Origin of the sequence: Mesorhizobium sp. M1428 (assembly GCF_040317515.1) — a bacterium.
Classification (GTDB): Bacteria; Pseudomonadota; Alphaproteobacteria; order Rhizobiales; family Rhizobiaceae; genus Mesorhizobium.
The window spans coordinates 282,410-308,805 of the sequence record NZ_JAMYKT010000006.1 but is presented as its reverse complement, the minus strand read 5'-3'; the positions used below and the strand labels follow the sequence as shown (position 1 = coordinate 308,805).

31 protein-coding genes and 2 pseudogenes are annotated in these 26,396 nt (G+C 62.8%); 8 read left to right on the top strand and 25 right to left on the bottom strand.

Annotation, left to right across the window (positions count from 1 at the left end):
* Positions 1-459, top strand: a pseudogene (locus NKG60_RS11865) (YtxH domain-containing protein); the annotation flags it as partial.
* 308 nt (positions 460-767) lie between these two features.
* Here NKG60_RS11865 and NKG60_RS11860 read toward each other — a convergent pair.
* From NKG60_RS11860 to NKG60_RS11810, 11 genes are all read right to left on the bottom strand, one after another.
* Complete coding sequence (locus tag NKG60_RS11860; protein ID WP_352660276.1) at positions 768-1,289, bottom strand: ferritin-like domain-containing protein; 522 nt, start codon at positions 1,287-1,289, stop codon at positions 768-770.
* A 107-nt stretch (positions 1,290-1,396) separates the two neighbouring features.
* The gene (locus NKG60_RS11855; protein WP_352660279.1) at positions 1,397-1,966 is read right to left on the bottom strand and encodes a c-type cytochrome; all 570 of its coding nucleotides are present in this window, start codon (positions 1,964-1,966) and stop codon (positions 1,397-1,399) included.
* Positions 1,947-2,831 (bottom strand): cytochrome c oxidase assembly protein, encoded by an 885-nt coding sequence (locus tag NKG60_RS11850; protein WP_352660281.1) that lies wholly within the window; start codon positions 2,829-2,831, stop codon positions 1,947-1,949. The genes NKG60_RS11855 and NKG60_RS11850 overlap by 20 nt, the downstream gene beginning before the upstream one ends.
* Positions 2,828-3,169 (bottom strand): hypothetical protein, encoded by a 342-nt coding sequence (locus tag NKG60_RS11845; protein WP_352661283.1) that lies wholly within the window; start codon positions 3,167-3,169, stop codon positions 2,828-2,830. Before NKG60_RS11845 ends, NKG60_RS11850 begins: the two co-directional genes overlap by 4 nt.
* A 1-nt stretch (position 3,170) precedes the next feature.
* Positions 3,171-3,776 carry a cytochrome c oxidase subunit 3 gene (locus NKG60_RS11840; RefSeq protein ID WP_352660284.1) on the bottom strand — a complete coding sequence of 202 codons (606 nt, stop codon included), beginning with the start codon at positions 3,774-3,776 and terminating at the stop codon, positions 3,171-3,173.
* A complete protein-coding gene (gene ctaD / locus NKG60_RS11835; RefSeq protein ID WP_352660287.1) occupies positions 3,773-5,749 on the bottom strand; it encodes a cytochrome c oxidase subunit I in 1,977 nt (658 codons plus the stop codon). The genes NKG60_RS11840 and ctaD overlap by 4 nt, the downstream gene beginning before the upstream one ends.
* Entirely contained in the window at positions 5,746-6,720 is a 975-nt protein-coding gene (gene coxB / locus NKG60_RS11830) for a cytochrome c oxidase subunit II (protein ID WP_352660290.1), read from the bottom strand. Before coxB ends, ctaD begins: the two co-directional genes overlap by 4 nt.
* A 38-nt stretch (positions 6,721-6,758) precedes the next feature.
* Complete coding sequence (locus tag NKG60_RS11825; protein WP_352660293.1) at positions 6,759-7,292, bottom strand: c-type cytochrome; 534 nt, start codon at positions 7,290-7,292, stop codon at positions 6,759-6,761.
* 1 nt (position 7,293) lies between these two features.
* Positions 7,294-8,157, bottom strand: coding sequence for a substrate-binding domain-containing protein (locus tag NKG60_RS11820; protein WP_352660296.1), 864 nt, complete (start codon positions 8,155-8,157; stop codon positions 7,294-7,296).
* Positions 8,138-9,940, bottom strand: a complete 1,803-nt coding sequence (locus tag NKG60_RS11815) for a methanol/ethanol family PQQ-dependent dehydrogenase (RefSeq protein WP_352660299.1) — start codon at positions 9,938-9,940, stop codon at positions 8,138-8,140. Before NKG60_RS11815 ends, NKG60_RS11820 begins: the two co-directional genes overlap by 20 nt.
* A gap of 53 nt (positions 9,941-9,993) precedes the next feature.
* A complete protein-coding gene (locus NKG60_RS11810; RefSeq protein WP_352660302.1) occupies positions 9,994-10,773 on the bottom strand; it encodes a heme-binding protein in 780 nt (259 codons plus the stop codon).
* 196 nt (positions 10,774-10,969) lie between these two features.
* Between NKG60_RS11810 and NKG60_RS11805 the strand changes: the two genes are divergently transcribed.
* The 4 genes from NKG60_RS11805 (at position 10,970) to NKG60_RS11790 (ending at position 13,295) form a co-directional block, all read left to right on the top strand.
* Positions 10,970-11,800 carry an SIR2 family NAD-dependent protein deacylase gene (locus NKG60_RS11805; protein ID WP_502903341.1) on the top strand — a complete coding sequence of 277 codons (831 nt, stop codon included), beginning with the start codon at positions 10,970-10,972 and terminating at the stop codon, positions 11,798-11,800.
* A gap of 90 nt (positions 11,801-11,890) precedes the next feature.
* A complete protein-coding gene (locus NKG60_RS11800) occupies positions 11,891-12,076 on the top strand; it encodes a hypothetical protein (RefSeq protein ID WP_352660307.1) in 186 nt (61 codons plus the stop codon).
* Between the two features lie 4 nt (positions 12,077-12,080).
* Complete coding sequence (locus NKG60_RS11795; protein WP_352660310.1) at positions 12,081-12,716, top strand: LysE family translocator; 636 nt, start codon at positions 12,081-12,083, stop codon at positions 12,714-12,716.
* A gap of 84 nt (positions 12,717-12,800) precedes the next feature.
* On the top strand, positions 12,801-13,295 hold the full coding sequence (locus tag NKG60_RS11790; protein WP_352660312.1) for a hypothetical protein: 495 nt from the start codon (positions 12,801-12,803) through the stop codon (positions 13,293-13,295).
* A gap of 45 nt (positions 13,296-13,340) precedes the next feature.
* On the opposite strand, the gene NKG60_RS11785 is transcribed toward NKG60_RS11790, so the two are convergent.
* The 3 genes from NKG60_RS11785 to NKG60_RS11775 all read right to left on the bottom strand — a co-directional run bounded on the left by NKG60_RS11785 (position 13,341) and on the right by NKG60_RS11775 (position 14,339).
* Positions 13,341-13,640 carry a DUF982 domain-containing protein gene (locus tag NKG60_RS11785; RefSeq protein WP_352869256.1) on the bottom strand — a complete coding sequence of 100 codons (300 nt, stop codon included), beginning with the start codon at positions 13,638-13,640 and terminating at the stop codon, positions 13,341-13,343.
* Between the two features lie 51 nt (positions 13,641-13,691).
* Positions 13,692-14,009, bottom strand: coding sequence for a DUF982 domain-containing protein (locus NKG60_RS11780; protein WP_352660318.1), 318 nt, complete (start codon positions 14,007-14,009; stop codon positions 13,692-13,694).
* A 126-nt stretch (positions 14,010-14,135) separates the two neighbouring features.
* A complete protein-coding gene (locus NKG60_RS11775) occupies positions 14,136-14,339 on the bottom strand; it encodes a hypothetical protein (protein ID WP_292657608.1) in 204 nt (67 codons plus the stop codon).
* 322 nt (positions 14,340-14,661) lie between these two features.
* Here NKG60_RS11775 and NKG60_RS11770 point away from each other — a divergent pair, with 322 nt between their 5' ends.
* Positions 14,662-15,225 carry a sigma-70 family RNA polymerase sigma factor gene (locus NKG60_RS11770; protein ID WP_352661285.1) on the top strand — a complete coding sequence of 188 codons (564 nt, stop codon included), beginning with the start codon at positions 14,662-14,664 and terminating at the stop codon, positions 15,223-15,225.
* 50 nt (positions 15,226-15,275) lie between these two features.
* On the top strand, positions 15,276-15,404 hold the full coding sequence (locus tag NKG60_RS11765) for a hypothetical protein (RefSeq protein ID WP_352614925.1): 129 nt from the start codon (positions 15,276-15,278) through the stop codon (positions 15,402-15,404).
* A 187-nt stretch (positions 15,405-15,591) separates the two neighbouring features.
* On the opposite strand, the gene NKG60_RS11760 is transcribed toward NKG60_RS11765, so the two are convergent.
* From NKG60_RS11760 to NKG60_RS11715, 10 genes and pseudogenes are all read right to left on the bottom strand, one after another.
* Complete coding sequence (locus tag NKG60_RS11760) at positions 15,592-15,810, bottom strand: hypothetical protein (RefSeq protein WP_352661288.1); 219 nt, start codon at positions 15,808-15,810, stop codon at positions 15,592-15,594.
* A 222-nt stretch (positions 15,811-16,032) separates the two neighbouring features.
* Positions 16,033-16,737: pseudogene (locus NKG60_RS11755) on the bottom strand (class I SAM-dependent methyltransferase); the annotation flags it as partial.
* Between the two features lie 59 nt (positions 16,738-16,796).
* A complete protein-coding gene (locus NKG60_RS11750; protein ID WP_352660322.1) occupies positions 16,797-17,786 on the bottom strand; it encodes a GNAT family N-acetyltransferase in 990 nt (329 codons plus the stop codon).
* A gap of 7 nt (positions 17,787-17,793) precedes the next feature.
* The gene (locus NKG60_RS11745; protein WP_352660325.1) at positions 17,794-18,858 is read right to left on the bottom strand and encodes a glycosyltransferase family 4 protein; all 1,065 of its coding nucleotides are present in this window, start codon (positions 18,856-18,858) and stop codon (positions 17,794-17,796) included.
* Positions 18,859-18,878: 20 nt separating this feature from the next.
* On the bottom strand, positions 18,879-19,811 hold the full coding sequence (locus tag NKG60_RS11740) for a glycoside hydrolase 5 family protein (RefSeq protein WP_352660328.1): 933 nt from the start codon (positions 19,809-19,811) through the stop codon (positions 18,879-18,881).
* Complete coding sequence (locus NKG60_RS11735; RefSeq protein WP_352660331.1) at positions 19,804-20,565, bottom strand: TIGR04290 family methyltransferase; 762 nt, start codon at positions 20,563-20,565, stop codon at positions 19,804-19,806. Before NKG60_RS11735 ends, NKG60_RS11740 begins: the two co-directional genes overlap by 8 nt.
* A 2-nt stretch (positions 20,566-20,567) precedes the next feature.
* Positions 20,568-21,368 carry a nucleotidyltransferase family protein gene (locus tag NKG60_RS11730; protein WP_352660334.1) on the bottom strand — a complete coding sequence of 267 codons (801 nt, stop codon included), beginning with the start codon at positions 21,366-21,368 and terminating at the stop codon, positions 20,568-20,570.
* Positions 21,368-22,471 (bottom strand): CgeB family protein, encoded by a 1,104-nt coding sequence (locus NKG60_RS11725; RefSeq protein ID WP_352660337.1) that lies wholly within the window; start codon positions 22,469-22,471, stop codon positions 21,368-21,370. The genes NKG60_RS11730 and NKG60_RS11725 overlap by 1 nt, the downstream gene beginning before the upstream one ends.
* A gap of 14 nt (positions 22,472-22,485) precedes the next feature.
* Entirely contained in the window at positions 22,486-23,082 is a 597-nt protein-coding gene (locus tag NKG60_RS11720; RefSeq protein WP_352660340.1) for a histidine phosphatase family protein, read from the bottom strand.
* Entirely contained in the window at positions 23,079-24,182 is a 1,104-nt protein-coding gene (locus NKG60_RS11715; protein WP_352660343.1) for an inositol-3-phosphate synthase, read from the bottom strand. The genes NKG60_RS11720 and NKG60_RS11715 overlap by 4 nt, the downstream gene beginning before the upstream one ends.
* A gap of 158 nt (positions 24,183-24,340) precedes the next feature.
* On the opposite strand from NKG60_RS11715, the gene NKG60_RS11710 reads away from it, so the two are divergent.
* Positions 24,341-26,173 (top strand): hypothetical protein, encoded by a 1,833-nt coding sequence (locus tag NKG60_RS11710; RefSeq protein WP_352974937.1) that lies wholly within the window; start codon positions 24,341-24,343, stop codon positions 26,171-26,173.
* Here NKG60_RS11710 and NKG60_RS11705 read toward each other — a convergent pair.
* Positions 26,110-26,370, bottom strand: coding sequence for a hypothetical protein (locus NKG60_RS11705; RefSeq protein WP_352869237.1), 261 nt, complete (start codon positions 26,368-26,370; stop codon positions 26,110-26,112). The two genes, NKG60_RS11710 and NKG60_RS11705, sit on opposite strands and share 64 nt — an antisense overlap.
* Positions 26,371-26,396 lie beyond the last annotated feature (26 nt).

Below are 26,396 nucleotides of genomic sequence, written 5' to 3'. Positions count from 1 at the left end.
GGCGCCAAAGAAAGATTGAGAAGCACAGCCGGGCAGGTCGGCTCGGCCGCCACCGATATGTCGGGGCGGGTGCGGCAGTCGGCGCAGGACCTGTTCCAGCGCGAACCTCTGGCAATGGCCGTGGTGGGCCTTGCCGTGGGCACAGCCATCGGCGTGATGCTGCCTCACACCGCCGCGGAAGACGAGCAACTCGGCCCCTACCGCGACAAGCTTCGCGACAGTGCTGAGGATCTCCTTGAAGAAGGGGTGGAGCAAGCCAAGCAGGTAGCCGCCGAAGCATATGAGACTGTAAAGGAAGAGGCTGACCGACAGGGTTCCAGCGGCGACGCCGAGACGTTGGTCGACCGCGTCGAGAAAGTCGTGAAAAAGACGGCAAGCAAAACCGAGGAAGCCATTCGCGATCGTTTGCCGGAGACCGACGAGGTTCCCAAATCGAACGAGTCTCCCGAAACGACCTGATAGCGCTGCGGTCGTTCGTGGCTATTCCGACCGCGGGTTGCGTCGCGGTTGGAACATCGAAGTCGGCTAGGAGTCCGCAACGTTCCGCACACAAATGTGGTCGCGACACTCAAGTTATTAGAACGTAGGCGCTCCGGTTCGTTCCGCTTCTTCGCTCTGAATCCGTTCGGTTCTTCGGGCTCTATGAAGCGTGTCTGGCCAACGGCAAAGCGCACAGTCTCAGCAGCACTCTCCATTCTGAAAAAAACAACCACCCCGTCAATTCGACTGGGTGGTTGCCAGGAATTCCTCTCGGCCAGCGGGGCGGCCTAACTCTTGGCGGTCTCTCCCGCCTCACGCAGCCTGCCGTATTGCAAAGTGACGCCGCGCAGATTCTGCTTCAACCAGTCGGCCATTTTCTCTTCTTCGCGGAGATTCTGCTGAAGAGAGCTGGTTGCCTGACTAAACCCTCCGGCCTCGGCGAGTACGAGCAACGAGTTGTAAGCGGCGATCTCGTAATTTTCGAATGCAAAGTTGGCGAAGCTGTTCTTGAGGATTTCGTCGCCGGCTACGGAATGTCCCATCGCGGCCATGCTGCCGACCATCGACATAGCCGTATCCTTCAATGTGGAATGGTCCTCACCGAGGCCATCCAGAATGGATTCCAGGCGGGCGATCTGCCCTTCGGTCTCCGTGATATGCTGCTGCAGGCGGTCGGCGACCTGCGGATAGTTCTCGATCCGCTTGACCTGAGGTTTCATGATCGACAGTGCCTGGTTCTCCATGGCGTGAGCGTTGCGCAGCCCGACAATGAAGATCGAGCGGGTTTCGGAATTGACATCGGTATCCATAGGACTTCCTCGCGATTTGACGTGTAGAACCAAACCGTGGCTATGCCGATTTGTTCCTGGCGAGGTGTTGCAGTTAACCCTGCTCTTCAAGAAATGCTGCAATCGTGTCATTTCAGCGAATAGAGGTAGGCCGCGATATCCCGCGCCTCCTGCTCGGAAATTCTGGTCGAGGGCATTGCCGTGTGCGGATTGACCTCCCTTGCGGCGCGTATCCAACGGACCAGGTTCTCCGGCTTATTGCGCAAGACGCCGCCGATATAGACCCGGGTAGCCAAGTCGGCATCCAGGCGCGGCCCGACCAACCCTTGCGCGCCGGGAACGCCGCTGATCGTGTGGCATCCAGCACAGCCATTGGCCATCATGATGGGTATGGCGCGGGCGCCAACACCGCCGGTTGCATTGTCGGCCTTCTGCTCCACTCGACGGCTTTGCTCGAAGTACAACGCGATCCCGGCCAGAACTGCAACGAGCACGACAATTGCCGCGGCGCCGAGGATGGACCCGGACGGAGTGAAGCGCGGTGTGGCGCGCACGCCAATGCTGCTGGTGGCATTGTCAGTCTCATAAGCAACCTGGCCGAGGCGCTCCGGCCAAAACGTCAGCGCCGCCCAAGCTGCGGCCAGCACGGCAATTACCGCCCCAGCACCAATGACCAGCTTAGACAGCGCGGAGCGCATGCGACACCTCCCATCTTCTCTGTCCACTTGCGCGAATCCACAGACCGGCCAGCAGCAACGCGGCTCCGCCATAAATCAGACCGGCAGGAACCCACATCACCAAGCCGGCGAGCTGCTGGTCCTCCAGCGCGCTAAGGTTCCACAATTCCGCGCCGGCGTCGTTTGCCGGATACCACAGCCTTGGCGAGACCAGCAGCAGTACCCCGAGCAGGCCGGTGTGCAGCGAGGTGAAGAAAAGGTGCATGACTGCGCTGCCATAGGCTTGTTCGCGGCCTGAGCGCGGCAGCAGCACCCACCAGAACAGCAGCCCCGTACCGAAGAAGCTCGTATGTTGCGCATAATGCAGGACACCCCGTGCAAGCGCCGCCTCGAACAGCGCCGGAACGTGCCATGCCCATATCGCGACGCCGTGCAGGAAGGTCGCGGCTACAGGGCGGCTGACGGCGGCCCACACGGTTCGAAGCACCTTCGCGTGCCCGGCTGCGCCAAATGCCAGCCGCAGCTTGGTCGGCAATGCCCACATCATCGCCGCCGCCGGGCAGGAGGCGACCAGCAGGGGCGCCGCCACCGCCATCAACAGCTCGTGCTCGATCATGTGGGCGGTGAAGATGCGCTCGCCCAATGCATGGAGCGGACTGACCAGTGCGGCCGCCAAGATGGCCCAGCCGGCCGCGAACAGCATAGCCTGCCGTAGCCGCAACGGCCGGCTGCGGGCGCTCCGCCGCCACAGCCGAAAGGCGCCTGCCGCGTAAAGCAGTACGGCGACGGTCAGCGGCAGCGTGATCGGCAACGCCAGCGTCCAGCCGGCCTGCGGGGCGCCGGCACCGTAGCAGATCGATGTCGAGAACAGCGCGTCGAAGCTCATCGCAGGCAGCCGTCAAGAATGAGAGAGGCGGCGCCTTGCATGATGATTACCAGTGCAAACAGCACCGCGCTGAGAATGCCGATATTGGCGACGAAATCCTCCGTGGCGCGCGTACGATCCGGTTTAAAGGCGGCACCGCCTTGCTGGCGCGCCCGCCACGACAGCACGCCGCCAAGCAAGGCCAGCACTGTCAGCACCAGCGCAATGACCGGTATGAGGGGAATGCCGTGCGCGCACTGCCACTCCACGAACGCATAATTCAGCTGCGTCGACACCGCCCAGGCCAAGGGCCCGGACAACAGCCCGCCCCATGATGTGCCCAAGCGAAGCGCACGCATCTCAGTCAAGCCTCGGCATCCAGTAGATCAAAAGATAGATCGGGATCCAGGTTGCGACCACGAAGTCCCAGTAGAAGACGTTGTCGCCAACGTCCCCGAAACGCCGGCCGCTATAGCCATGGCGCGTGAACATCAGGGCCGTCAGCACCAGCGTGTCGCCGACGTCGGTAATCAGATGCGTTGTGTGAAGGCCGAGCAGCACCCACAGCATTGAGCCGTACGCATTGGTGTCCCAATAGATGTTGAGGGCCGGAAATTCGAACCACCGCACGACAAGCGGCGCCATACCGAGCAGCGACATGACGATCAGGCCGATGCGCACGGGCACCATGGCACAGGCTTCCGCGTAGCGGTTCAGTATGTGGTTGGGCACCACGCTTGCGAGCAGCAACAGCGTGACGATGGTACCCGGCCAATGGTTGGGCGGCGGCACGCCCAATGGCCATTTGGGCGACAGATAGGCGAGGTAAAGATAGGTGCCTGCGGCGAGCGCGAAGCCGGTGCCCTCCAGCGCCATGAAGGCGAGAGTGCCCCACCAGGTCGGGCTGCGCGGTCCGAGTCCGAAGGTCGGGAGGTCGGAAAGATCGGCGGCAGAACGCTGTTTCATTCCTCATCCTCCGGATCGCCTTTCGGCCAGAACCAACCGATCAAAGTGATGGCGATCGGCCCGGCTCCCCAGACCACTGCCCAAGGGCTGAAGATTGAATAGAGAAAGGTGGCGCCGATCGCGAGCGCAGCGAACAATGGCCAGATCGACGGCGTCGCCGACTTCTCGCGCACATCGGGATGCGCCTCAGCCACGGTCGAAATAACAAGTTCGCGCGCGTCGACGCGAAGCCCGGTCGCGACAGGCAGCGTGTCACGTTCGGCCCAGAGCGGCTCGGCGTTGCTAACCACCGGAATCCGAGCGAAATTATAGCTCGGCGGCGGAGAGCTCGTCGCCCATTCTAGCGTGCCTGCATTCCAGGGATTGTCCCCGGCCGGGGCGCCCCTCGAGGCGCTGTACACCAGGTTTATAGTGAACAGAACGAAGCTCAGGAACAGGACGACAGCGCCGGCTGTGATGAACAGGTTGATGTTGCCCCAGCCGAGCTCAACCGGATAGGTGTAGACCCGGCGCGGCATGCCCCACAGGCCGACAATGTGCATCGGAAAGAACGCCGCATTGAAGCCTATGAAGGCAAGCCAGAAGTGCCAGCGTCCGAGACGTTCGCTCATCATCCGGCCGGTCATTTTGGGGAACCAGAAATAGGTCGCGCCGAGCAGCGGGAATACCGACCCGCCGATCAGCACGTAATGGAGATGCGCGACCACGAAATAGGTGTCGTGCACTTGCAGGTCCAATGGCACCGACGCCAGCATCACGCCGGTCAGGCCGCCCGCGACGAACGTGAAGAAGAAGCCGAACACGAACAGCAGCGGCGTCCTGACTATCGGCTTTCCGTCCCACAATGTCGCCAGCCAGCAGAAGATCTGCAGCCCGTTCGGGATGGCAATCAGCATGCTCGATGCCGTGAAGAAGCTCGCGCCGAGCTTTGGCAGGCCGGTTGCGAACATGTGATGGACCCACAGGCCGAACGACAGAAACCCGACCGCAATCAGCGACAGAACCATGCCTAGATAGCCGAATACCGGACGCCGGGCGAAAGCGGCAATGATCGAGGACACCATGCCGGTGGCCGGGAGGAAAATGATATAGACTTCGGGGTGGCCGAAGAACCAGAACAGGTGCTGGAAGAGCAGTACGTCGCCGCCCTCGGCGGGATTGAAGATATGGGTGCCGACCAGGCGGTCGAGGATCAGGAACGTCGACGTGATCATGACCGCCGGCATAGCGAATACGATCACGAAAGAGGTGACCAGCATCGCCCAGACGTAGAGCGGAATCTTATCCAGGGACATGCCCGGCGCGCGTTGCTTCAGCACGGTGACGATGGTGGCGACCGCGACCGCCAACGATGAAACTTCGGTATAGGTGATCATCTGCGCCCACACGTCGGAGCGCTTGCCTGGCCCGAATTCAGGACCGGACAGCGGCACGTAGGAGAACCAGCCGACGTCGGGTGCCATGTCGAGTGCAAACGACACCCAGGCGAAGAGGCCACCCGAGAGATAAATCCAGAAGCTGAATGCATTGAGGCGCGGAAAGGCGATGTTGCGGGTGCCGACCATCAGCGGAACGAGGTAAATGCCGGTCGCCTGAACGATCGGCACTGCAAACAGGAACATCATGGTCACGCCATGCATGGTGAACAGCTGGTTGTAACGGTCGGGCCCGATCAGCCCGCGCTCCGGCCCCGACAGCTGGACGCGCATGGCAACGGCGCTGAGGCCAGCGAGGCACAGGAACACGAAAGCGGTGATCAAATAGCGGCGCGCAACGATCTTGTGGTCGACGCTCGACAGCGCACCGATGATGCCCGGAGCCGTCCGCCATGTCCGCGCCAGCCGACGCTCAAGGCTTGCGTCGTCGAGGCCGGTATCGCGAGGACCATCGCGCTCGGGAGCCAGGTCGCCCTTTTGTGTCGCCTCGCGCTGCTTGGCGAGGTCCCGCTCATGGGCCAGGTCGGCGCTGCTCATTTCAGGCCCTCGAGATAGGCTACGATCGCATTCAATTCGTCCCCGTTCAGTCCAACGACGGGCATGTGGGCACCTGGCTTGATCCCTTGCGGATCGGCTATCCAGGCCGCGAGATTGCCGCGGCTCATAGCCAGCGTTCCGGCAGCGAGCGTCCGCCGGCTTGCTACATGGGTGAGGTCGGGAGCGACCGTACCGCCGGCGATAGTGCCGCCGATCTTGTGGCACATCACGCATGGCCGCTTGAGGAACAGGTCGTGGCCGGCTTTGGCTTCAGCGGATACGGGGGCGGCCGCCGGCCGCAGCTGGTCGTTCAGCCACGCGTCGAAGACGGGCCGGGGTTCGGCGACGATGAAGGTGCTCATATTGGCATGCTGCGCGCCGCAGAACTCGGCGCACTGGCCGCGATAGACGCCGGGCTTGTCCGCCCTGAGGTCGAGAACGTTCTCGTGGCCAGGAATGAGGTCCAGCTTGCCCGAGAGGTTCGGCACCCAGAAGGAATGGATGACGTCCGTCGAGGTCACTACGAGCCGCACCGGCTCGCCCGCCGGGATGTGGATTTCATTGGCGGTCGTCAGGATGCGGTTCGGCTGATCGTTTTCGTAGCGAACCTCCCACCACCATTGATGCCCGGTCACGCGGATCGTCAGCGCCGTGTTCGAGCCGATGGCGGCGAGCGTCCGGTTAGAGAAGTAGCTCAGCAGCGTCAGGCCGACCAGGATCAGGGCGGTTGCGGCGAGTGCGGCGACGACAATTCGCATCTTGCTGCGCTCGGCGGCAGCATCGAGGACAAGCGGATCGCCGACGGGCGCCGCGCGCCGGGCCAATGGCACGATCAGCATGGCCATCACCAGAAGCCAGACCACCGTGCACAGCGCGGTGAAAAACCAGATCAGCCATGCAAGCTCGCCCGCGGCCGACCCTTTCGGGTCGAGCGCGGATTGCCAGCCGCTGCATCCTGCAAGGAGCAGCATGCAGGCTGCGCCGCAGCACACCCTGCAAACAAGGCGGTTCACGGCGACTTCCCCAGCGTGGCGGCATCCGGCAGGCGATTTTCGGACGGATGGGGCATCATGTCGTCGTCGCGGCTCGGCGCGGCCGATTTCGATGCGTTGCCGCTCAGCGCGCGGACGAAGGCGGCAAGCTCCCAGATCTGGTCGTCCGGGATCTTGTCACGGAAGCTCGGCATTCCGTTCGGCCGGCCGTCTCTGATCGTGGCGTGGATGCTTTCGATCGAGCTGCCATAGAGCCACTTCTGGTCCATGAGGGCCGGACCCATGCCGCCACCGCCATTGGCATGGCAGCCGGAACAGTTGAACCAGTTGAACAGACGCTTGCCCTCGCTGAGGTGGAAGGCGTTGGCCTCGAACACGCCGGCCTTGGTGTCGGACGAGGCCGGCCGTTGGCCGCCCGGCTCGAGGGCCGTCACGGCTGCCGGCTGGTCGCCCGAGCCGAGCGCCGACTGTGGACGCGTGTCGCGTTCTTCACGCTGGCACCCGGCAACCGCGAGGATTGCGAACACCAGCAAGGGAAGACCGCGCTTCATTTCAAGGCGCTCCGACAGGGTCGAAGCGGGGCACCTGGTAGGCCGCCAGGATCGCGTCGATATCGGCGCGGTGTCTGGTCAGGGCGGCGTTCACCTCGCTGCGCAGCGTATCGTCGCCACGGCGCACGCCCATCGAGATGTCGTAGATCATCGGCAGTTGCGGGCCGTCCACGCGCGGGGAGACCGGCGTGATCCGCAGCGCCACCTTCTGCCTGGACGCGAAGTAGCCGGCCAGCGGTCCCCAGACCACGGCCATATCGATGTCGCCATTCGCGACCGCCTCGACGATGCGTGCTGGCGGGTTCGGCGCCGAATAGTCGCCATAGACGGGGAAACCGATGAGATGGCCGACGATGCCGCGACGGCCAAGCGCCTCGACGGGCGGCGAGTTGGCGCCGTCGTCCCCGATCAGCTGGACACCGATGTGCAGATCGCGCAGGCGAGGATCGTTGAAGGACGTGATTTCCGGCGCATCCTTGCGTGTCACGAACACATAGGAAGACCGGTAGTAGGGCGCGGTGGTGCGCAGCATCTCTAGGTTGGCGGGCGTGCCGGGCACCAGATCGCACAAGCCGGCTTTCAGCGTGTTGCGGACGAAGCCGCGCCGCTGTGCCCACCACGTGTAGGAAACAGTCGCACCAAGCTCCCGGGCGACGAGTTCGGCAATCTTGTTTTCAAAGCCTTCTCTCGCGGCATTGGAGAACGGCATGTTGTTGGGATCGGCGCAGATCCTCAGCTCGCGCGCATCGGCAACGGCGGCAACAAGCGAGAGCGCCAGTGCGCCGACCGCGACGCCAAACCGCCGAGAAGATTTTCTCCGCGCGCGCGCGTCTCGGCCGATCGTCTCAAGGCAGCCGGAACACATACAGCGTACCTCCCGGCGTGGTTACATCCTTCAGATCCTTCATGACGTTGACGAAGCCGAGCGCGGCGGTGGCGTCGCGCGGGTCGAGATCGCCGGATACGATCGCGCCGGCCCAGCCACCGACGCCCGAAAGAATCGCGACATATTGGTGCCCGTCCGGGCCGCGATAGGTGATCGGCTGGCCGATGATGCCGGACGACGTCTTGAACTGCCAAAGCAGTTCGCCGGTCCTGGCGCTGACCGCCTTGAACCAGCCTTCCATCGTCCCATAGAACACGACGTTGCCAGCGGTGGCGACGGCGCCGCTCCACACCGGAAAGTTCTCCTTCAGGCTCCACGCCGGCTTGGCGGCGGCGACATCCCAGGCGGTAAAAGCACCGCGATTGCCGCCCGGCCCGGGAATCATGCGCACATTCATGCCGACATAGGGCGTGCCGGCGATGTAATTCACTTCGAGGCCTTCCTCATCCATGCACATATTGTTGTGCGGAATGTAGAGCAGGCCGGTCTTGGGAGAGAACGCCGAAGGCTGCCAGTCCTTGAGGCCGGACGCGGTCGGGCAGATGTCGCGCACTACCTTGCCGGTGCCGGTCTTCTTGTCCGGATTTACAATCAGCCGGCCGGTCTTGAGGTCGACGCCCTTGGTGGAATTGACCGGCCCGAACGGCACTGCCGACAGGACCTCGCCCGTGGTGCGGTCCAACAGATAGACGTAGCCGTTGCGTTCCGGCCGCACCAGCACCTTGCGGGCCTTGCCCTGCCAGGTCATGTCGAGCAGCACCTGCTCGTTGATGCCGTCGTAGTCGTGCAAATCGTGCGGCGTCCATTGGTAGAACCATTTGGCTGCGCCGGTGTCGGGATCGCGGGCAAAGATGCCGGCGGTCCATTTGTTGTCGCCGGGCCGCAGATCCGGATTCCATGGGCCGGGATTTCCAGTGCCATGGAAGATCAGGTTGAGGTCCGGGTCGTAGGAGATCCAGCCCCACACATTGCCGCCGCCGATCTTCCAGGCGTCGGGCGGCCACGACGTGACGCCGAGATCCTTGCCCTTGTCCATGTCGTAATGCGGCTTGAAATCCGGACCGATCAGCACCTCGGCGTCAGGGCCGGTATTGTAGGCCGTCCAGACGACGTGCCCGTCGCCGGCGTCGAGCGCCTTGATCCAGCCGCGTACGCCCATTTCGCCGCCGGAATTGCCGACCAGCACTTTGCCCTTCACCACCAGCGGCGCCATGGTGATGGTCTCGCCGATGTTGATGTTGCCGATGTGGGTGTTCCAGACCGGTTTGCCGGTGGCCGCATCGACGGCGATCGTGTGGCCATCGAGCGTGTTGAAATAGATGCGCCCTTCGAAGAAGGCTGCACCGCGGTTGACCACGTCGCAACAGGCAACGCCCTGCGCCGCACGTTCGGGATTGGGCTCGAACTTCCACTTCATCGGCGCGCCGGGCTTGGTAAGGTCAAGCGCGTAGAGGATGTTGGGAAACGGCGTCACGATGTACATCGTGTTGCCGACCACCAGGGGCGCAGCCTCCTGGCCCTTGTTGATGCCGGTCGAGAAGGTGAAGGCCACCTGCAGGGTCTTGACGTTGTCTTCGGTGATCTCCGCGAGATCGCTGTAGCGGGTCGAGGCGTAGTTCTTTGCCGGCATCGCCCACTGGCCGTCGTCGGGCGGAGCGGCTGCGGCCGGCGGATTTATCGCGGGGCTTGACGTTGACTGAGCAACCGCCGCGGTAATCAGCGCGAAGCCGGCCAGCAGCGTCCATCCCAGCATCGCGGCCATTGGTCTTTTTCCGTCCTTAGACACGCTGATTCTTGCCACCTGTCGCGCTTTCCTCATTTGCGTATCGAGCCGCCGACGCCGGCGCCGAGCTCGGCAGCCACGTCCGCTTCGGTTCCGGCACACAATGGATGCCCCCATCCGGAAGGGCTCTTGCCGCCGGGATCGAGGTCGTAAATGATAGCGTCCTTGCGGTTTGGGTTGACGCCGGCCGGTACCTTGTCAAGCCCGAGTGCGGCACGCACGCGCCAGGCGACATTGTGGTCGGCACAGGAAGAATCGCCGCTTATCCCGAGAGCCCCGACGATCCCCTTGCCGTCGTAGAGAGCCAGGCCCCCGCCAAACACGACGACACCGCCGATCGGCTTTCCCAGCATCGGATCGCTGGAGCTTCCAAATGTCGAAGGGTCGCCCGCATAGGCCACCGCTGGATTGACCGGATTGGTGGCCTGCAGGCCGAATAGAGGCCCGCCAGGCTGCACCGGCGCATAGAGGTTCGCGGTCGACAACGCCATCTGGGCGAGGCTGAGCCCGTTGGCGGTATTGGCTTTTTCGGCGGCGATCAGCCGGCTGCCGGGCCACTGGGCATCGGCGGTAGGCCCGCTGAACGCGACGGCGCAGACCGTTCCGTCGCGAGCCACGACTGCCGCCCATTCATTAGTGTCGAAACCGCCATTGCCGGGGCCGCCGCTGGCTTTGACGTTGGCCTTGAGAGCGGCAAACAATTTGTCGTGGTCGGCCGGGCAAGGTGCTTGGGCCCAAGCCTTTTGCTGGATGGCGCCGATCGTAAGCAGGAACACACATAATGCGACTGAGGCAATCCGCTGGCGATCCATTAGCTGCGCCGTGTTTGTTGAACACTCCCAACGCGTGAGAGGCGCAGAAGTGCCAAAGGGAACGAAATAAATATCGGATGTGGTGAGCCAACTCGGTGGCCGGCGCTCGGGGCACATTCCATCGGAAATCGGAGTTACTCTTCCCGGTGGCCCGGGCTCGGCTGGAACGGAGCGGCACCTATCGCAGTTGTGTCGGATGCAGTCTGCAGTCGAGCAATTGGCTCAATCAGTGAAAGAGCGACGAGCGATCCTGTTCGTTGGAGCCGGGGTGTCGATGAGCGTCGGCTTGCCGTCTTGGCAAAAGCTCATCGAGCACATGCAAAAGGAACTCGGCCTTCACGAGGACATGATCGGCGCACCGGAGGCCAGCTATCAGGCTCTTGCCGAATACTACCGGCTGAAGCAGGGGAGCCTCGGTCCTTTGCGCAGTTGGATGGATCGCGAATGGAGCGTGTCGCGGGAAAAAGTGCAGCGGTCGGCAATCCACAAGCTCATCGTGGCGCTCGATTTTCCGATTATCTACACCACCAATTATGATCGCAACCTCGAGGTTGCCTTCGAGATCCATGGCCGGCCTTTTGTGAAGGTGGCCAATGCCAAGGATTTGCCCAAGGCCACTGGCGAGGTGACGCAGATCATAAAATTCCACGGCGATTTCGACGACGACAAATCACTGGTTCTGGCGGAGACCGATTATTTTGAACGGCTATCGTTCGATTCGCCGCTCGATGTGAAATTTCGGGCCGACGCGCTCGGGCGCACTATCCTGTTCATCGGCTACAGCATGTCGGACATGAACATTCGTCTGCTGTTGCACAGGCTTTGGCAGACCTGGCGCCGCTCCGGCTACGAGAAGAACCGTCCGAAATCCTTCATCTTTATGCCGCAGCCGAGCATCGTCCAGGAGGCTGTCCTAGGCCACTGGGGCATTGATATGCTGACCGAAGAGGCCGACGATCCCGAAGACGCGCTGCTCGCATTCCTGAACGAACTCATGGACAGGGTCGGCCGGCCAGACGGCGCGTGAGAAACTTGCGCAAGCGAATTGGTCAGGGAGTGGGAACCGGCTGATCCGATGTGAGTTCGGGAGGACTAACGCATACGGGACCGAGCCTCGATGGGCGCGCGCAAACACAAGCGAAGAATGCATGTAAAAGACGACCTGCCGGCCGAGTTGGCCCATGAGATCGAGTTTTTTGCCCGCAGGTGCGGCCTGACGAGGGACGAAGCGCTCAAGATGATGCGAGATGCCGGCCGGTTGAAGGACGGCGCGAAGGCATCTTACGAAACCGGGGCGAAGTAGCGGCATGGATCCCGCTTCGTGGACGGCTTTTGTCGGAACGGTCATCCTGATGCAGATGCCGCCGGGGCCCGACAGTCTGCTGGTGATTGCGCGCGGCATCGGGCAGGGCCGTGATGTTGCCCTGTTCACCGTCCTGGGAATGACCTTCGGCGCCGGCATGGTCCAGTTGCCGCTCCTTGCCCTCGGCATATCGTCGCTCGTCCAGGCATCGCCGCTTGCCTTTGCCATGCTTCGTTGGGCAGGCGCAGCCTATCTGGTTTGGCTTGGATCGCGTTTGGTGTTGTTGCCGTCAGCCAGCGTCGCCGTCAAGGAGCCGCACAATGTCGGACCGCTTGTAGCCGCACGCGAAGGAATGATCGCCAATCTGATAAATCCCTGGCCGCTAACCTTCATGGTGGCTTTCCTTCCGCAGTTCGTCGATCCTGCTCGCGGATCGGTCACGCTGCAATTGCTGCTGCTCGGTGGCACCCAGAAAATGACCGGTGTGCTGGTGCTGGGCACATATGCACTCGCATCCGGCACGCTCGGGGCCTGGATCATGAAAAGGCCGAAGGTAAGGCTCTGGCAGCAGCGGCTGGCAGGTTGCTTCGTCGTCGGTCTCGGTATGCGCATGGCAGTCGGTGGTGGCGCGCACCGCTGAGGATCGAGCTATGCAGCGGCCGTCATGGATGGAACATCCGCCGACAATTTTCGTTGACATGCTCCACAAGGCGAGAGGTCGAACATGTCAAAGGTCCAAGCCGCCACCCCGGAGCGTTTGCAGCAGCTCAGGCTCGAGGCGACCGCGCACTTTGCGCCGCTCATATTGCGCGAGGCGTTGGTCCGTCTCTGCCGCGCCTGCGGAAGCGACAGCCTCGACCGGTTCGAGAAGACTATGGTCGACCAAATCGAGGCATCGCGTGACGAAAAGGCCGATTTCGACACGATGAAGGAATTTGCCATCGAACAGCTCTATGGCTGGATTCGAGAAGTCAGGTCTTCACCGGACATGACACAGCCGCTGGAGAAGTTGGACGCCCGCAGGACGTCCGGCCGATCGGAAGAGCCGCAAACGCTGGAAGACCAGTTGCAGGCAGGCCTGGAAGATTCCTTCCCGGCAAGCGACCCGCCGGCGGTCGTCTCCACTGCGATCCCAGGCGGATCGAAGAAGCTGGTCGGAACGGACGAAATCCTCAGGCAAAAGGGGGAGAAGGAGGGCGAGGGCGCGAGCCATTCGTGATAGGGTTGGCCTGGACGGAACTGCGGGAAGGCAGCCCCTGCCGGTTCATCCGCTGTCCGACATGAGGGCTGTCGGGGCACGCGCGTCATGCGGCTCGCCTTCGACAAGAATGTTCGCCTCCCAAGCGGCGTCTACAAATGCCTGGCGTGCTTTGGCGGCCGTGATTTGACCGGTCCGGGCGCGGTTCAATACATCAGCGGCTACCAGCGCCAGCGGAGCGTTGCGCGCCGGCCATTTCTCGCTGTTCAGGCAATATATTGCTTCGAAAACGGAACTGACCAATCGCGATCGCCCGGGCTTGCCGAAATAGATGCAAACAGGAGTATCGAACTCTATTCTCAGCATCATATTCCTTCCCGTTCACGCAGCTGGCCGCTTCATGTAGGCTGCGAGTAATCAGCCTCCAGGGTCTACCGGGCCGTCCGACGGGAGCTTCAGCCAACCATCGTGGGCCTTCGCAGGTATTTCGGCTGCGATATCGTGCGCCAGAATGCCCGCCTTGCGGGCGAATGTTTCGAACGCCGCGTGTACCGTCTCGGCATCGAGCTCGTCGGCCAGCCCGGCGCGACAGGCGTCGAACGCCGCCTTGTGCGCTGGACCGCGACTGGGCCATTCGTTTAACACGTCATAGGCCTGCCAAATATTTTCGACATAGCGAGGGAAACCAAGGCCGACGAGAATTGGAACGGGGCGGCCAAACGATTTTGTTGTCATCTGTGTCTCCGCGAAAGACTTGTCGCATCAACGCCCGGGGGCGGACACGAGGCCCATGCTCTTTAACGCGGGATTGCTGCACGGGTTGCAGCGGGTTTTTTCGATCGGGCGCAGCCGGTCCTGGCGTCACTTGTTGGTCCGCATCTTTTGCCGGGGATTGATACCGCCTTGCGGCGTGGTGTCGTTCTCGACATCGCCTTCGAACGTGTTGTTGCCCTGATCGAGCCGGTCGCCCTCCTTGATCGTGCCCCTGGAACTGCCGATGCCGGGATCGTTGGCAAGATCGCTATCGGCCGGCGTTTTGCCTTTGGCGTGCTTGTTTCCTGTCATGAACTCCTCCTGTTTCTTGAGATGGGCCGTCCTTGAGGTGGCGCCAAGGCCGCTGCGAGATCGCATTCCGACGCGCCAAATAGCGGCGCCCGAATTGTCGGACGACCTTGATTTGAACTCGGCGATCCCGGTGGTTGTTCCGTCAAAAATGCCGCCGTCGGCCGGGATTGCCCAGCCAAGCCCTCTCCGGTTTCTGGAAGGTTTCTGGAGCCGGGTGATTTTCGCCAACCGGAACGATCTTTCGCCCAATGCATTTAACTGGTCTGCGCTCACGAACTCATTCTGGACGGGAGCTGGACCATTGCCACCCACAGCCTACGCCTTGGCGACCCGCGAAACCGAAGAAGTTTCCATCGTCGACCTCATACCCGCTTTGAGGGCTTTCGCCCGTACCTTCTGCCGCACTCCCGATGATGCCGACGACCTGGTTCAGGAGACGCTGACCAAGGGACTGGCCAACATTGACAAGTTCGAGGCTGGAACGCGCATGAAATCATGGCTCTTTACCATCATGCGCAACACCTACTACACGCGTGTCAGGGCTGCGGTGAGGGAAGCGCCCGGCCTGCTCGACTGCGCTTCGCTTCGGCCGATCTCGGAAGCGACGCAGGAATGGTCCGTACAGGGCAAGGAAGTCCACCAGGCCATCCAGAGGCTTCCCGAGCACCAGCGCGAGGTTCTGATGCTGATAGGCGTGCTGGGCGTCAGCTATGAGGAAACGGCCGAAATATGCGGTTGCGCGGTGGGAACCGTGAAGAGCCGGCTCAACAGGGCACGCGCCGGCGTGCTGGAATACCTTGGCGAAAGTTCCTCGCAAACCCTGATGGAAAGGCGCAGCTATCTGTCCGAAGGACAACTGGACTTCGAAGCCGAGAGGCGCCGCTAATATATGTCACGTTAGTTACTGGTTCCGCGCAAGCGCCTTTCGACAAGCGCATGCTGCAATTCGACCGCAAGTTTGGTCAGCCGGTCAGGAACCCTTTCCTGTTCGATGGCCGCAAGCAAGGAAGCGATTTCCCGGTCTATCGTCAGATCGGCACGCGTGCTGACGGAATCTTCCCTTGAGCGAGCCATCGCGTTCTCTTGGCAAATGTTGGTCCCTTCACCTCACTCTGGTGGCAACAGTGCGAGTTTGCAAGAATTTGCAGACTATCCATGCGACCGGTTTCGGTCCTTGCACAGCTTCGTCAGCGGTTAGCTCTCACGGCGTTTCAATTGCTCGCCGGCTGCAAGCCACATGCTGCCGCAACGATCACTCTTCAGGCCGCCGATCCGCTGAACGATCCTGGTACTGCTCGGACTTGACCCGATTGCCGTCGAGCCCACGCTCCTTGGTGTGCTGCTTCTTGTCTCTGTTGGACAGAACGGCGTTCTCTCCGATCTTGTCCTTGGGAAGATCGGTCATCGCGCCAGCGCCAGCGCCTTTGCCGTGACTGCCGCGACCGATGTGCTTCTTGCTGCCGGACGCCATCTTGTCCTCCTTCATACTGTCGAATAGCGGCTTATCCCGTTCGGCATCCGAACCAGCGTTGGGCCGCAATGTTCCGCCGGAAATCGTAAGCAGGAAGGCATCGCCGTCCCAGTGCCGGAACGGCTTTTCGCCATCGACGAGGACTTGCATGCCATTTGCATTGGCGAAGCTTTGAACGTCGGCGCGATCCAGCGCCGGCGATCCGCGATATGAATAATTCAAAAGCACGGCCATGCCTGGCCTCTTCAGCACGCGCGCGATTTCCACGAAATGTCGCTCCGCGAGGCCGGCCAGCACCAGATAGGGAAAGCTGTCGACAGCCAGCACGCGGTCGAAGTTGGCATCGCAAAAATCGGCAAGATCGAAACCGCGGGTAGGGTGGAATTCTACATTGCCGAGCCCCGCGCATCGCCGGCGGGCGATCGAGATCATCGCCGGGGATATATCGCTGCCGACGATCCGGTGCGACAGAGCAGAGAGCGCCTGTTCGAACCGACCGATACCACAGCCGATGTCCAGTATATCGCGGCTGGTGCCGGTAAAGCCTCGCCTCTCCAGCCAAGCAACGATCTCAGCCGTAGCGGCAGAGAGTTTTTCCTCATTGCCCAGAGACGACAGCTGGACGCTCGCCGCCGGGGAAATCGCCGCCGCCGCATCAAACCCCGCCGCCAGCCGCTTGACGACCGCATCGTCGGTCTCGCCCTCGCCACGCTCGTGCCGAACGGCACCACCCGTTTTGCGCAGCGTGGCGAAGATTTCGGGCCTGCGCTGGAGCAGGTCGGCAATCCGTTGCAGTTTTGCCGTCTTTCGCGGGTCGGCCGAGTGCGTGTCTTGCGCAATTTTCGCCAGTTCTGCGGCTTCGATTCCTGTCTCGAAACGGAGAGCCAGCCTGGCGATGACGGCATCGACGCCGGCACCGTCTGCCATGCAGTCCTCCAGCACCCGCCTTGCTGATGTCGACCGCCGAGATCCCGGCTGGGTCGCGCTCATCGCCCTTTGCTCCGCGTCCAGATCTTGCGCATCGTCCACCGGTCGACGGCGCCCCAGCTGTATTTGTAAGCCTCTTGTCCGCGCAGAAAATCGAACTCTTCCGCACCTTCGCAGATCGCCTGCCTTATCGCCTGGCCGATGAGCAGCGCGCCGGGACTTTCCTCGGCATAGGCCGGATCGAAGCCACCGAGATAAGCGCAAGCGCGGCCACGGTGATGGAACCCGTAATAGGCGCCCACGACCGCGTCACCGATCGTGATAAGCCAGCATCGGGCAAGCACCCGTGCGGCCAGCTGCGGCAGCGCCTGACGGTGGAATGCTTCCACGCGGGAATCGGACAGGACGCCGTCGCCGTGTCCGGCCCAGCGCGCGCGGTGAAGGCGGATCAGGTGATCGAGGAATGTCTGCGGATCGGACAAAGCGGGTTCGATGAAGACCCGGCCGCGACTCGACGCGGCCCTGTGGGCGCGCCGCAATTGGCGCCTCCGCCGCGCCGGAACACAGCCTTGAAGCGTCTGATCGCCGGCGAGGGCGAGCACCGGGCAAGCGGCGTGACCGACGGCCTGGCACGATTCGAGCGCGGCATGCCTGATGGCAAGGCCGGCGGCGCCGGGCGGCAGGTCCTGTAAGATCCACTGTGACCAGCCGAGGGAAAGAGCCGTGTCGGCGATGGCGGCGCCCACCGGTTCGGCGATCTTGGGAATACAAAGGACGTCCAGATAGTCGCTCAACGAAATCCCGAGCGGAAGCAATCGCGCGCCGGATTCCTGATGTTCCAGATAGAGTGGCGCCAGGCCGACCAGATCGTCGCCACTCCAGACGGCCACCGTCGCTAGCTCGCCGGGAGCGAATGTCCGCCACCACGCCATCAGCCATGCGGGAGACTGGAACGGCGTCGCCGAGGGACTGCGCGACCAAAGCTCCCACCAGTGCGGCTCGAGGGCTTCCAGGTCCGCCGGATCGTCGATGATCTCACTGCGGAGCATGTTCCGCTCACCTCGCCGTCGCGAGCTGCCCGCTGTCTGTGCCGAGCCGTGCCAGCGCCCGATAGGCGTCCGTGTAGGAGGAAACCATGCGATCGAGTGAAAACCGCCGCCGCGCCTCGGCCCGGCAGGTCTCGGGGTCCAGGCCGGGTGCGGCAACGATGGCTTGCGCCATCTCGTCGACATCCCCGACCAGATACCCGGTCTTGCCGTGCTCGACCACATCCGGTAGTGCGCCATTCGGGAAGGCCACCACGGGGGTGCCGCAGGCGAGCGCCTCCATGGCGACGAGCGAACTGGTTTCCGCGGCAAGGCTCGGAATGACCAGGCAGCGGGCTGTGTTCAGCAGGCGCCGCTTGGCGACAAAGCCGAGCGGACCAAGGAAGCGGCGCCGGTCGTCCAGCCGGGGTTCGACCTCGTCGCGAAAATACGCGGTGTGCGTTTCGTAGAGGTAGACTTTGCCGCCGACGACCAGCGGCACACCGGCCTTCTTGGCTGCGTCCAGCGCCAGATGGATGCCCTTTTCCGGGCAGACGCGGCTGAGCACGAGCGCAAAGTCGCGTTTGGCCTGCGGGTCGCTCAGCGCGTCGATGTCCACTCCGTTTGGGATCGGTTCGATGAGCCTGGCTCCCGGTGGCGCGGTTCTTTGCTGAGCCGCCGATACCGCATGCAGCCACAGATCCTCCCGCGCCGGATTGAGAGCGTCGGCCGGATACCAGTCGAGCGGCAAATGCAGGGTCACCAATGTCGGCCCGTCGCCCGGCAGATAGGCGTCGAAATCGATACCGTGCAAATGCACCACGTCGATCGGCCAGCGGGCGCGCGCGGTAGCAATTGAAGCGCGATGAGCACGCTGCGCCCGGCGCTTCGCCGCTTCATCGAGCACGCCCGGTTCGGCCGGCGTCTCGATGAGGACACCCGCAGCGCTCGAGCCCCGGCAGCCGATCACGATCGAGCGGTGTCCGGTCTGTACGAGCGCCTGGTCGAGCATCGACAGCACCTGCTCGGCGCCGCCGACCGCATCCGGCCCCACCGGGGCGAGGGGATAGGCGACGTTGAGGACGGTGAGCGTCATGGCTGGAGAGCCGAAGCTCCTCACGCTGCGGAGGCGCGCAGCCTGCCGACGGAAGGGGCAGCGATGCTGCCGGAATAGCGGCGCGTCATTGCCGCGCAGAACTCGGCGAATTCCTCCGGCACCAGCGGCGGGCTGCTGTGGTGCGGCATCATTCCGCGGTGTTCCGGCGTGAAGCAGAAAGTAACGGTCACGTCGAAGTCGGCCAACGCCTCCATCTGCCTGTCGAACCAGTCAAGCGCGTTCGGCCTGAAGCTGTCGGCCCAGGAAAGCCCGGTGCGCAGATTGGTGACGCCGAGGCGTTTCATCCAGGCAACGGCGTCGTCCAGCCGGTGATCTTCGAAATGGAACCACTGCACCAGTCCCATTGCCGGGGTATGGTGCAGGAACTCCTCGAGCGCGGGCTTTGGCGTGCCGTCCTGGCGAAGCAGGCCCATGTAGAAATGGCGATAATAGGAAGAGCCTTCCGCCTCGCGATGGCGCGTCGTCGCTTCCCACTCGCGCGGCAGGTCGTAGAGGCTGTACCATTGGATGCGCGGTGCGTTGCCGATCAGCAATTCCGCGGTCCGGCGCAGGCCCCAGACCTGTACTTCTTCGGCGCCGAAGGTCGATACGCCGACCTCGCTGACCCATACCGGAAGATCGGTAACGGCCGAGATCTCGCCGATCTTCTGCGGCCATTCGTGGATCTGCCAGAGGTTCCAGTCGAGCGGAAAGCCGTGCACGGCGACCGCGTCGACATGATCGAGCACGCCGAACTCCTTCATCCTTGTCATGAAGCCGGCATCGATCGGCGAGATGCCGCCAAGGACTTTGGTCAAGGCGGAATTCTCCGACGCGATCGCGTCGGCGGCCAGGATTGCCGTAGTGGCGAAGCGGCTCCAGTCGGGGTCGAGCTCGGGATCCCAGTGGGATTTGTTGTTGGGCTCGTTCCAGATCATCGCGGCTTCAATCATTTATCTGTCCTTTCGACGGGTAGACGGCGCCGCCGCCGGCCGGTACGTCGGCGGTGCGGCAGAAATAGACCTCCTGCTCCGGTTGCAGCACGATCTCGAAGCCGGCGCTGCGCAGCATGGCTTCGGTGCAGGCGCGATTGGGAATCCACCAGTTGGTCGGGTCGTCGGCGTAACGATGCTCGATGAAATGCAGCTTTGGGAACTCCGGCCGGTCGAACAGGTCGTGGGTCCAGAAATGATAGTTCTGCTCGAGCGCCGGCACGTTGGTGCTGCCGCGCTGCATCGACTGGAAGATCATCAGGTCGTCGGCGACATGCTCCCGGATCAGATCGAGTGCAAGCAAAGGATGGCGCAAATGGTAGAGCACGCCCATGAACAGCACGATGTCGAACCGCTCGCGCAACGCGCCAACGTCGTAGACCGAGAGCTGCCGGAATTCGATGTCGCAGTCCGCTACCTCGGCGGCAAAGCGCGCCTGCGCCAGGTAAGCCTCATCGAAATCGATGCCAAGCACGCGGCCGGCGCCGCGGCGTTTCATCTCGATCGAATAGAAACCCGCATTGCAGCCTATGTCGAGCACCGCCTTGCCGGAAAGATCGGCGGGAATCGCGTCGGCGAATTTGCGCCATTTGATTAGCGGATAGTTGCCAAGGAAATGGTCGGGAGCGGTTTCGATGCCGGCCAGTTCCATATTGTGGAACCATGGGCCGAGCGCGTCGATACGGCGGCGGATTTCGGCATCGGAATGCAGCATGGCTAGCCTCCTTCGCCTGCGAGGATAGGAACGTGCTGGTGGCCTGGCAGTGTAATGGCGGCTTGGTCGTCCTTGGTACCGGCGGCGCTTTCAAGCAGCCGCAGTGCGGTGCGGTAGCCGTTGAAGGTGCCGACGTCGACATAGGCGGTGCCAGCCTTGATGCCATAGGCTTCGCCTCCGGCGGCGAGATAGGCGTTGACCAGCGTGCCGATATATTCGTCGCACCGGTCCCGTTCCCGCCACAGCGCCGCGAGTTGGTGAAGGGTGCGCCCGGGCATCTTGAACGCACCCCAGATCCAGTTCGATTGGGCATTCTGCTGCTTGACCTGGATTTGCTTCACCCGATCGTCCTGGTCGACAACGACGGCATCGAAGAACTCCGGCTGGTCCACCGGAAACAGCAGGAAGGACAGGCCGTCGTCCGGGAGGGCCAGGAAACCGTCTTCGGGAAACCAGATTGTATCGGGCAGCCCGACCAGAACGGTCTCGTCGGCTGCGACGAGCGGCGCGGCGCGGAAGATGGCGTCGCAAAGGCCGACCGGAGAGGGCTGCACCACAAACAGTGCAGTCGCGTCGGCATAGCCGGCAGAATAATATTCGAGGATATCCGACTTACCCGAGCCGATGACGAAGCAGATCTTGTCGGCCCCCGCGCGCACCATGCGGCGCACCAAATATTCACTGACCGCGCAAGGCCGCTCGGTGTTGCCGTCGATGCGGCTGCCGACCGGCAGAAGCTCCTTCGAAAAGCCGAGCGGCTGGATGCGGCTTCCCCGTCCGGCTGCGGGCACGATGCCCAACATCAAACTGCCTCCTTCAACGGCTCGCCATGCGTGGAGCCGTGCAGTGCATCGGACAGGATGCGGTCGAATTCCTTCGCGCGTCGCGCCGAGGTGTGTTCGTCCAGCACCCGCTCGCGCGCACAGCGGCGGATCGCGTCAAGCTCGGCGTCGGACAGGTCGAGCGCGGCGACCACGTCGTCGGTGCTGTTGGCCACGACGATCTCTTCACCGGGCCGGAAAAAGGCCTCCAGTCCGGGCCATGTGTCGCTCACCATCGCAGCACCGCAAGCGGCGGCTTCGAACAGCCGGCCGGAAGGACACCAGCCCCGTTTGGCCATCGCCTCGCGGGTCACGTTCAGGGTCAGCCGTGATGATGAAAAGAAGGCGGGGTGGTCGGCCGGCGGCAGATGCCGGACGAAGAAGATATTGTCGCTCCACGGGAATTCTTGCGGATATTGTGCGCCGCCAATAAGGAAACGGCGATCCGGCAGGCGCGCAGCCGGACTGACCAGCAGCCTTTCGACCCCGGCCTGGCGGTCTGCCGCATAGGTCCCGAGATAGGAAAGGTCGCCGGCAAACTCCGGCCTGGGCGGGGCGGGCCGATGTCGCTCTGGATCGACATGGCCGTAGAGCGGCATGACGCGGCGTGCACCCAGCATCGACCTCAATGCGTCGATCGCGGTTCCTCCCGTGTAGCTCAGCACGAGATCGAAATCGCGAAGCCCTTCCGGCCCGAAATAAGCCGGAGGCTCACCTTGTTCGATCCGGGCCAGCGTCACCGGCGTGTCCAGATCGTAGAACACCTTCAGCCCGTGACAGGCCTGGTGGGCAAGGCGCGACGCGCTCACGGCATCGGGGCAATAGGAGGTGACAATGACCACATCGGCCTCATTCATCGCCTGCTCGGCAACGCGCTGGATGTCCTCCCAATCCGGGTAAAGGACAAGGTTGCCGCCATCCAACTGGTCGAGGTCGCGCGTCCCGGCATAATAGGGAGTGTTGCGTTCAAAGAAGGTGATGGACCAGCCCAGCCCGGCCATCGCCCGGATCAATCCGCGCCACAGCGTGGCGTGCCCATTGCCCCACGACGATGTCACGGTAAGACCGAAAATGACCATGCGCATCCGGCAATTCCTCGTCAGGCAGCTTCGTTGAGTCTAATCAGCTTCGACCCCCAGTCTCCCCAAACAACTGTGGTGATCGACGCTGGGTCGATATCGAGGCGAAAGCAGTTTCCCAGCGACAGGCCGAGCACTTTGCACACCGCGGCCTTGATGACGTCAGCATGGCTGACCAGCGCGACGCACTGGTTCTGGTAGGTGCCGCGGACCTGCTCGATCAGCGAGACGACGCGTTGCTGCACGTCCAGCATGGTCTCGCCGCTCGGTGTTCTCGCCTGCTGGCGCTGGTCGTTCCACACCCGCCAGTCGGCATCCTGGTTTAACTCCTCGAAGGTCTTTCCCGACCAGGTGCCGAAGTCGATCTCATCGAGTTCCTCGCGGATCACGATTTCACCGGCATTGCAGACGACCGCGATCGGATTGGCCGTCTCCTGCGTGCGTTCGCGCGGGCTGCAGAAGACTGCCGCTATCGCCTCGCGTGCCATGCGCTCTGCCAGGTGCGAGGCCTGTGCCTTGCCGGCTTCGCCGAGGCACACGCCAGCCATCCGTCCGGCAAGATAACGGCCGACATTGTCGTGCGCGGCGTGGCGCACAAGAAAAAACGTCGTCGTCATTCGGCGGCATCGAGCATCGGCTCGTCCTTACCGGCGATGAAAGAGAGCGTGCGCTGGCGGGCTTCCGCGTCGGTGAACTGCTCGGGCGGCGATTTCATGAAATAGCTGCAGGGACCGGTCAGCGCGCCTGCGATACCGCGGTCGAGTGCCAGCTTGGCGCAACGCACCGCATCGATGACGACGCCGGCGGAATTGGGCGAATCCCACACTTCCAGCTTGAGCTCGGCATTCAGCGGCACACCGCCGAAGGTCGTGCCCTCGACCCGGATATAGGCCCACTTGCGGTCGGTCAGCCACGGGACATGGTCGCTCGGCCCGACGTGAATGTTGCCGGGCTCCAGGGGAACGTCGAGCTGGCTGGTGACGGATTGCGTCTTTGAGATCTTCTTCGATTCCAGCCGCTCACGCTCCAGCATGTTGAGGAAGTCGGTATTGCCGCCGAAATTGAGCTGGTAGGTGCGATCGATGCGCACGCCGCGCTCACGGAACAGGTTGGCGAGCAGCCGGTGGACGATCGTCGCACCGACCTGGCTCTTGATGTCGTCGCCGATCAGCGGCAGGCCGTGCTGCTCGAAGCGTCGGCGCCACTCCGGCCGCGAGGCGATGAAGACGGGTATGCAGTTGACGAAGGCGCAGCCCGCCTCGAGCGCGCACTCGGCGTAAAAGCGCGTTGCCTCCTCCGAACCGACTGGCAGATAGGACACCAGGATTTCGGCGCCGCTCTCGGCGAGGATCTTGCCGACGTTGGCGACCGGCTCGTCGGCCTCCTCGATCTCGTCGCGCAGATATTTGCCGATGCCGTCCAGCGTCGGTCCGCGTTCGACGCGAGCGCCGACAGGCGCGACATTGGCAAAGCGGAAAGTATTGTTCGGCGCGCTGTAGATCGCGTCTGCCACATCGCGTCCGACCTTGCCCTTGGCGACATCGAAAGCGCAGACCACCTCGATGTCCTTGACGTGGTAGCCGCCAAGATCGGCATGCATCAGCCCGGGTATGGGTTCATTGCTCCTTGCGTCGCGGTAATAGGTGATGCCCTGTACAAGAGAGGAGGCGCAGTTGCCCACCCCTACTATTCCGATCCGAACTTTCTTCGATCCCACGAAACCGCTGCCTATGCTGTTGAAGGTAAGTTCTTCGTGCCAAACCACCTGCCTCGCTGATTGTTCCTTGCCGGCTGCAAAAATCGTGCAACCGATGGTGGATCAAAGTAGCGCCCACCGAGTTGTGCAGCTGGGAGTGAGGCCAACCGGGACCGACAATGATCGTCTATGGCGACCACAAGCAAATGCGGAGCGCGCGATATGTTCGCGCCTCGGCCTGCGAAGCGGCCGGGCACATTGCGGACATGCCAAGCGGGATCGGACGGCACGCAGCACTGGTCGGCCTGTTCATCAAGGCTTCGGAATTGGTCCAGGGCCTTGCCGACGCGGAATTCGAGGCCAACGGCACGGACAGGATTTCCCCACAGCGGATCGTGGGCGCGAACCTCCTGGTCGGCTTGGCCCGGGACGTGGGCAGATCGTGGGACGCCGGATTCGCTATCGACGGCCCGGTCGATGCCGAAGTGCCGCGAATGCTGGCCGAACTCGATTGCGATGGCGAAATCCTCATCGGCACGGCCGAGGGCTATGCCCATTACGCGCTCTATCCGGAGAGCTATTTCGTCGCCGCACGGCAGTCGGGTCTCGATGCTAACACATGCGTGATCGGCATCCGCAGCATCGGCCTGGGGCTGGCAGCGATGGTGGCGGCGGCCATCGGCGCACCGGCACCCGTCAGCGTCCGACCGGCCGGTCATCCGTTTCGCCGGCGGCTTGCCGCCGATCCAGAGTTGATCGGCGGCTGGAGGACAAGGCCGTCGGCCCATTTCGCTGTCGTCGATGAGGGCCCAGGCCTGTCCGGCAGCTCGTTCCACGCCGTCGTCACATGGTTACAAGCGCTGGGCATCGGTGCCAGGCGCTTCCATCTGTTCCCCAGCCATTTGGGTGGCCCGGGTCCCGAAGCATCGGCGGACGGCCGTGAGGCGTGGACGGTTTGCCAAAAACACACGGCGGATTTCGAGCGGACTTTCACCGCTGGATCCGCTGTCCCGGCGCTGCGGGATTGGGTGGCCAGGACGATCGGCAGCACAGCGGTCAAGCTGACGGAAACATCCGCCGGGGAGTGGCGTCACTTGCACTATGGCTCGCAGGATCATTGGCCACCCGTTCACCGCGGCTTCGAGCGGCGAAAGTTTCTTGCCTCTGCGGGCCGGGAAAAATGGTCGGTCAAATTCGTCGGCCTCGGTGAAATCGGAATGCACAAGGCCGAGACTGCCCGGAGGCTGCATGTCGCAGGGTTTGGCCCGGACGTCGCCGGGCTGTGCCATGGCTTTCTCGTCGAACGCTGGATCGACGGCACAACGCTGGACCGGGCAAGGCTTTCGACAGGAAAACTAGTCGCGCATCTCGGATGTTATCTGGCCTGGCGCGCAGCCAATCTGCCCGCCTCCGAGCCGGGTGCCTCGCTAGAGGCGCTTGCCGCCATGGCCGTGCAGAATACAAACGAAGCGCTGGGCGAAGGCCGTGCCACGGAGTTGCGGAACTGGTTCTCGAAACAGGTTCCACCCAAGACCATGCAGCGGGTCGAGATCGACGGGCGGCTTCATCCGTGGGAGTTCATCCTTTCGCGCAGCGGAACGCTGGTCAAGACGGACGCCCTCGACCATTGCCGATCGCACGATCTGATCGGCTGCCAGGACATCGCCTGGGACATTGCCGGCGCCCGTGTCGAGTACAGCCTCTCCGACGCAGCGACTGCGGCACTGTGCAACGCTGTCGAGGCGACTACGTCTCGTCCCGTCGATGCCAATCTGGTCCACTACTACGAGCCCTGCTATCTCGCCTTCCAGCTTGGCTTGTGGAGCATGGCGGCACGATCTGGCGATGATCGGGAACAGATCCGGTTGACGGCCGCGGCAAGACGTTACGCTGCCGCGCTGCTTCGTTTCCTGGAATGCCAAGGCGACCTGCGGCCCTTCGACCAGCATCAGTCCAGCCTGCGCAGCATATCCGCTTCCTTTTCGAGGATGGCCGCTACTTCCTCGCGCTGAAGATGCGTCATCATCAGGCTCACACAACATTCCAGATAGGTGATGGAGGCGCGGCGCAGGAAGGCAGCCGTCTCCTTTGCGGCCATTTGCTCGATGTCTTTGGCGGATCGCTTCGGATGCACAATCGTCTCCATGCCGGTACCTTGGCAAAACCAGAAGCTGGACGGGTTGTTCCCGCGACGAGAAAAAGTGACCAAATCCGCAACGACCGCACAATCAAGCA

Coding starts and splice junctions, on each gene's coding strand:
- NKG60_RS11860 (WP_352660276.1), bottom strand. CDS start 1,289: ATGGATACCGATGTCAATTCCGAAACCCGCTCGATCTTCATTGTCGGG.
- NKG60_RS11855 (WP_352660279.1), bottom strand. CDS start 1,966: ATGCGCTCCGCGCTGTCTAAGCTGGTCATTGGTGCTGGGGCGGTAATT.
- NKG60_RS11850 (WP_352660281.1), bottom strand. CDS start 2,831: ATGAGCTTCGACGCGCTGTTCTCGACATCGATCTGCTACGGTGCCGGC.
- NKG60_RS11845 (WP_352661283.1), bottom strand. CDS start 3,169: ATGCGTGCGCTTCGCTTGGGCACATCATGGGGCGGGCTGTTGTCCGGG.
- NKG60_RS11840 (WP_352660284.1), bottom strand. CDS start 3,776: ATGAAACAGCGTTCTGCCGCCGATCTTTCCGACCTCCCGACCTTCGGA.
- ctaD (WP_352660287.1), bottom strand. CDS start 5,749: ATGAGCAGCGCCGACCTGGCCCATGAGCGGGACCTCGCCAAGCAGCGC.
- coxB (WP_352660290.1), bottom strand. CDS start 6,720: ATGCTGCTCCTTGCAGGATGCAGCGGCTGGCAATCCGCGCTCGACCCG.
- NKG60_RS11825 (WP_352660293.1), bottom strand. CDS start 7,292: ATGAAGCGCGGTCTTCCCTTGCTGGTGTTCGCAATCCTCGCGGTTGCC.
- NKG60_RS11820 (WP_352660296.1), bottom strand. CDS start 8,157: ATGTGTTCCGGCTGCCTTGAGACGATCGGCCGAGACGCGCGCGCGCGG.
- NKG60_RS11815 (WP_352660299.1), bottom strand. CDS start 9,940: ATGGCCGCGATGCTGGGATGGACGCTGCTGGCCGGCTTCGCGCTGATT.
- NKG60_RS11810 (WP_352660302.1), bottom strand. CDS start 10,773: ATGGATCGCCAGCGGATTGCCTCAGTCGCATTATGTGTGTTCCTGCTT.
- NKG60_RS11805 (WP_502903341.1), top strand. CDS start 10,970: ATGCAGTCTGCAGTCGAGCAATTGGCTCAATCAGTGAAAGAGCGACGA.
- NKG60_RS11800 (WP_352660307.1), top strand. CDS start 11,891: ATGGGCGCGCGCAAACACAAGCGAAGAATGCATGTAAAAGACGACCTG.
- NKG60_RS11795 (WP_352660310.1), top strand. CDS start 12,081: ATGGATCCCGCTTCGTGGACGGCTTTTGTCGGAACGGTCATCCTGATG.
- NKG60_RS11790 (WP_352660312.1), top strand. CDS start 12,801: ATGTCAAAGGTCCAAGCCGCCACCCCGGAGCGTTTGCAGCAGCTCAGG.
- NKG60_RS11785 (WP_352869256.1), bottom strand. CDS start 13,640: ATGCTGAGAATAGAGTTCGATACTCCTGTTTGCATCTATTTCGGCAAG.
- NKG60_RS11780 (WP_352660318.1), bottom strand. CDS start 14,009: ATGACAACAAAATCGTTTGGCCGCCCCGTTCCAATTCTCGTCGGCCTT.
- NKG60_RS11775 (WP_292657608.1), bottom strand. CDS start 14,339: ATGACAGGAAACAAGCACGCCAAAGGCAAAACGCCGGCCGATAGCGAT.
- NKG60_RS11765 (WP_352614925.1), top strand. CDS start 15,276: ATGCTGCAATTCGACCGCAAGTTTGGTCAGCCGGTCAGGAACCCTTTC.
- NKG60_RS11760 (WP_352661288.1), bottom strand. CDS start 15,810: ATGGCGTCCGGCAGCAAGAAGCACATCGGTCGCGGCAGTCACGGCAAA.
- NKG60_RS11750 (WP_352660322.1), bottom strand. CDS start 17,786: ATGCTCCGCAGTGAGATCATCGACGATCCGGCGGACCTGGAAGCCCTC.
- NKG60_RS11745 (WP_352660325.1), bottom strand. CDS start 18,858: ATGACGCTCACCGTCCTCAACGTCGCCTATCCCCTCGCCCCGGTGGGG.
- NKG60_RS11740 (WP_352660328.1), bottom strand. CDS start 19,811: ATGATTGAAGCCGCGATGATCTGGAACGAGCCCAACAACAAATCCCAC.
- NKG60_RS11735 (WP_352660331.1), bottom strand. CDS start 20,565: ATGCTGCATTCCGATGCCGAAATCCGCCGCCGTATCGACGCGCTCGGC.
- NKG60_RS11730 (WP_352660334.1), bottom strand. CDS start 21,368: ATGTTGGGCATCGTGCCCGCAGCCGGACGGGGAAGCCGCATCCAGCCG.
- NKG60_RS11725 (WP_352660337.1), bottom strand. CDS start 22,471: ATGCGCATGGTCATTTTCGGTCTTACCGTGACATCGTCGTGGGGCAAT.
- NKG60_RS11720 (WP_352660340.1), bottom strand. CDS start 23,082: ATGACGACGACGTTTTTTCTTGTGCGCCACGCCGCGCACGACAATGTC.
- NKG60_RS11710 (WP_352974937.1), top strand. CDS start 24,341: ATGATCGTCTATGGCGACCACAAGCAAATGCGGAGCGCGCGATATGTT.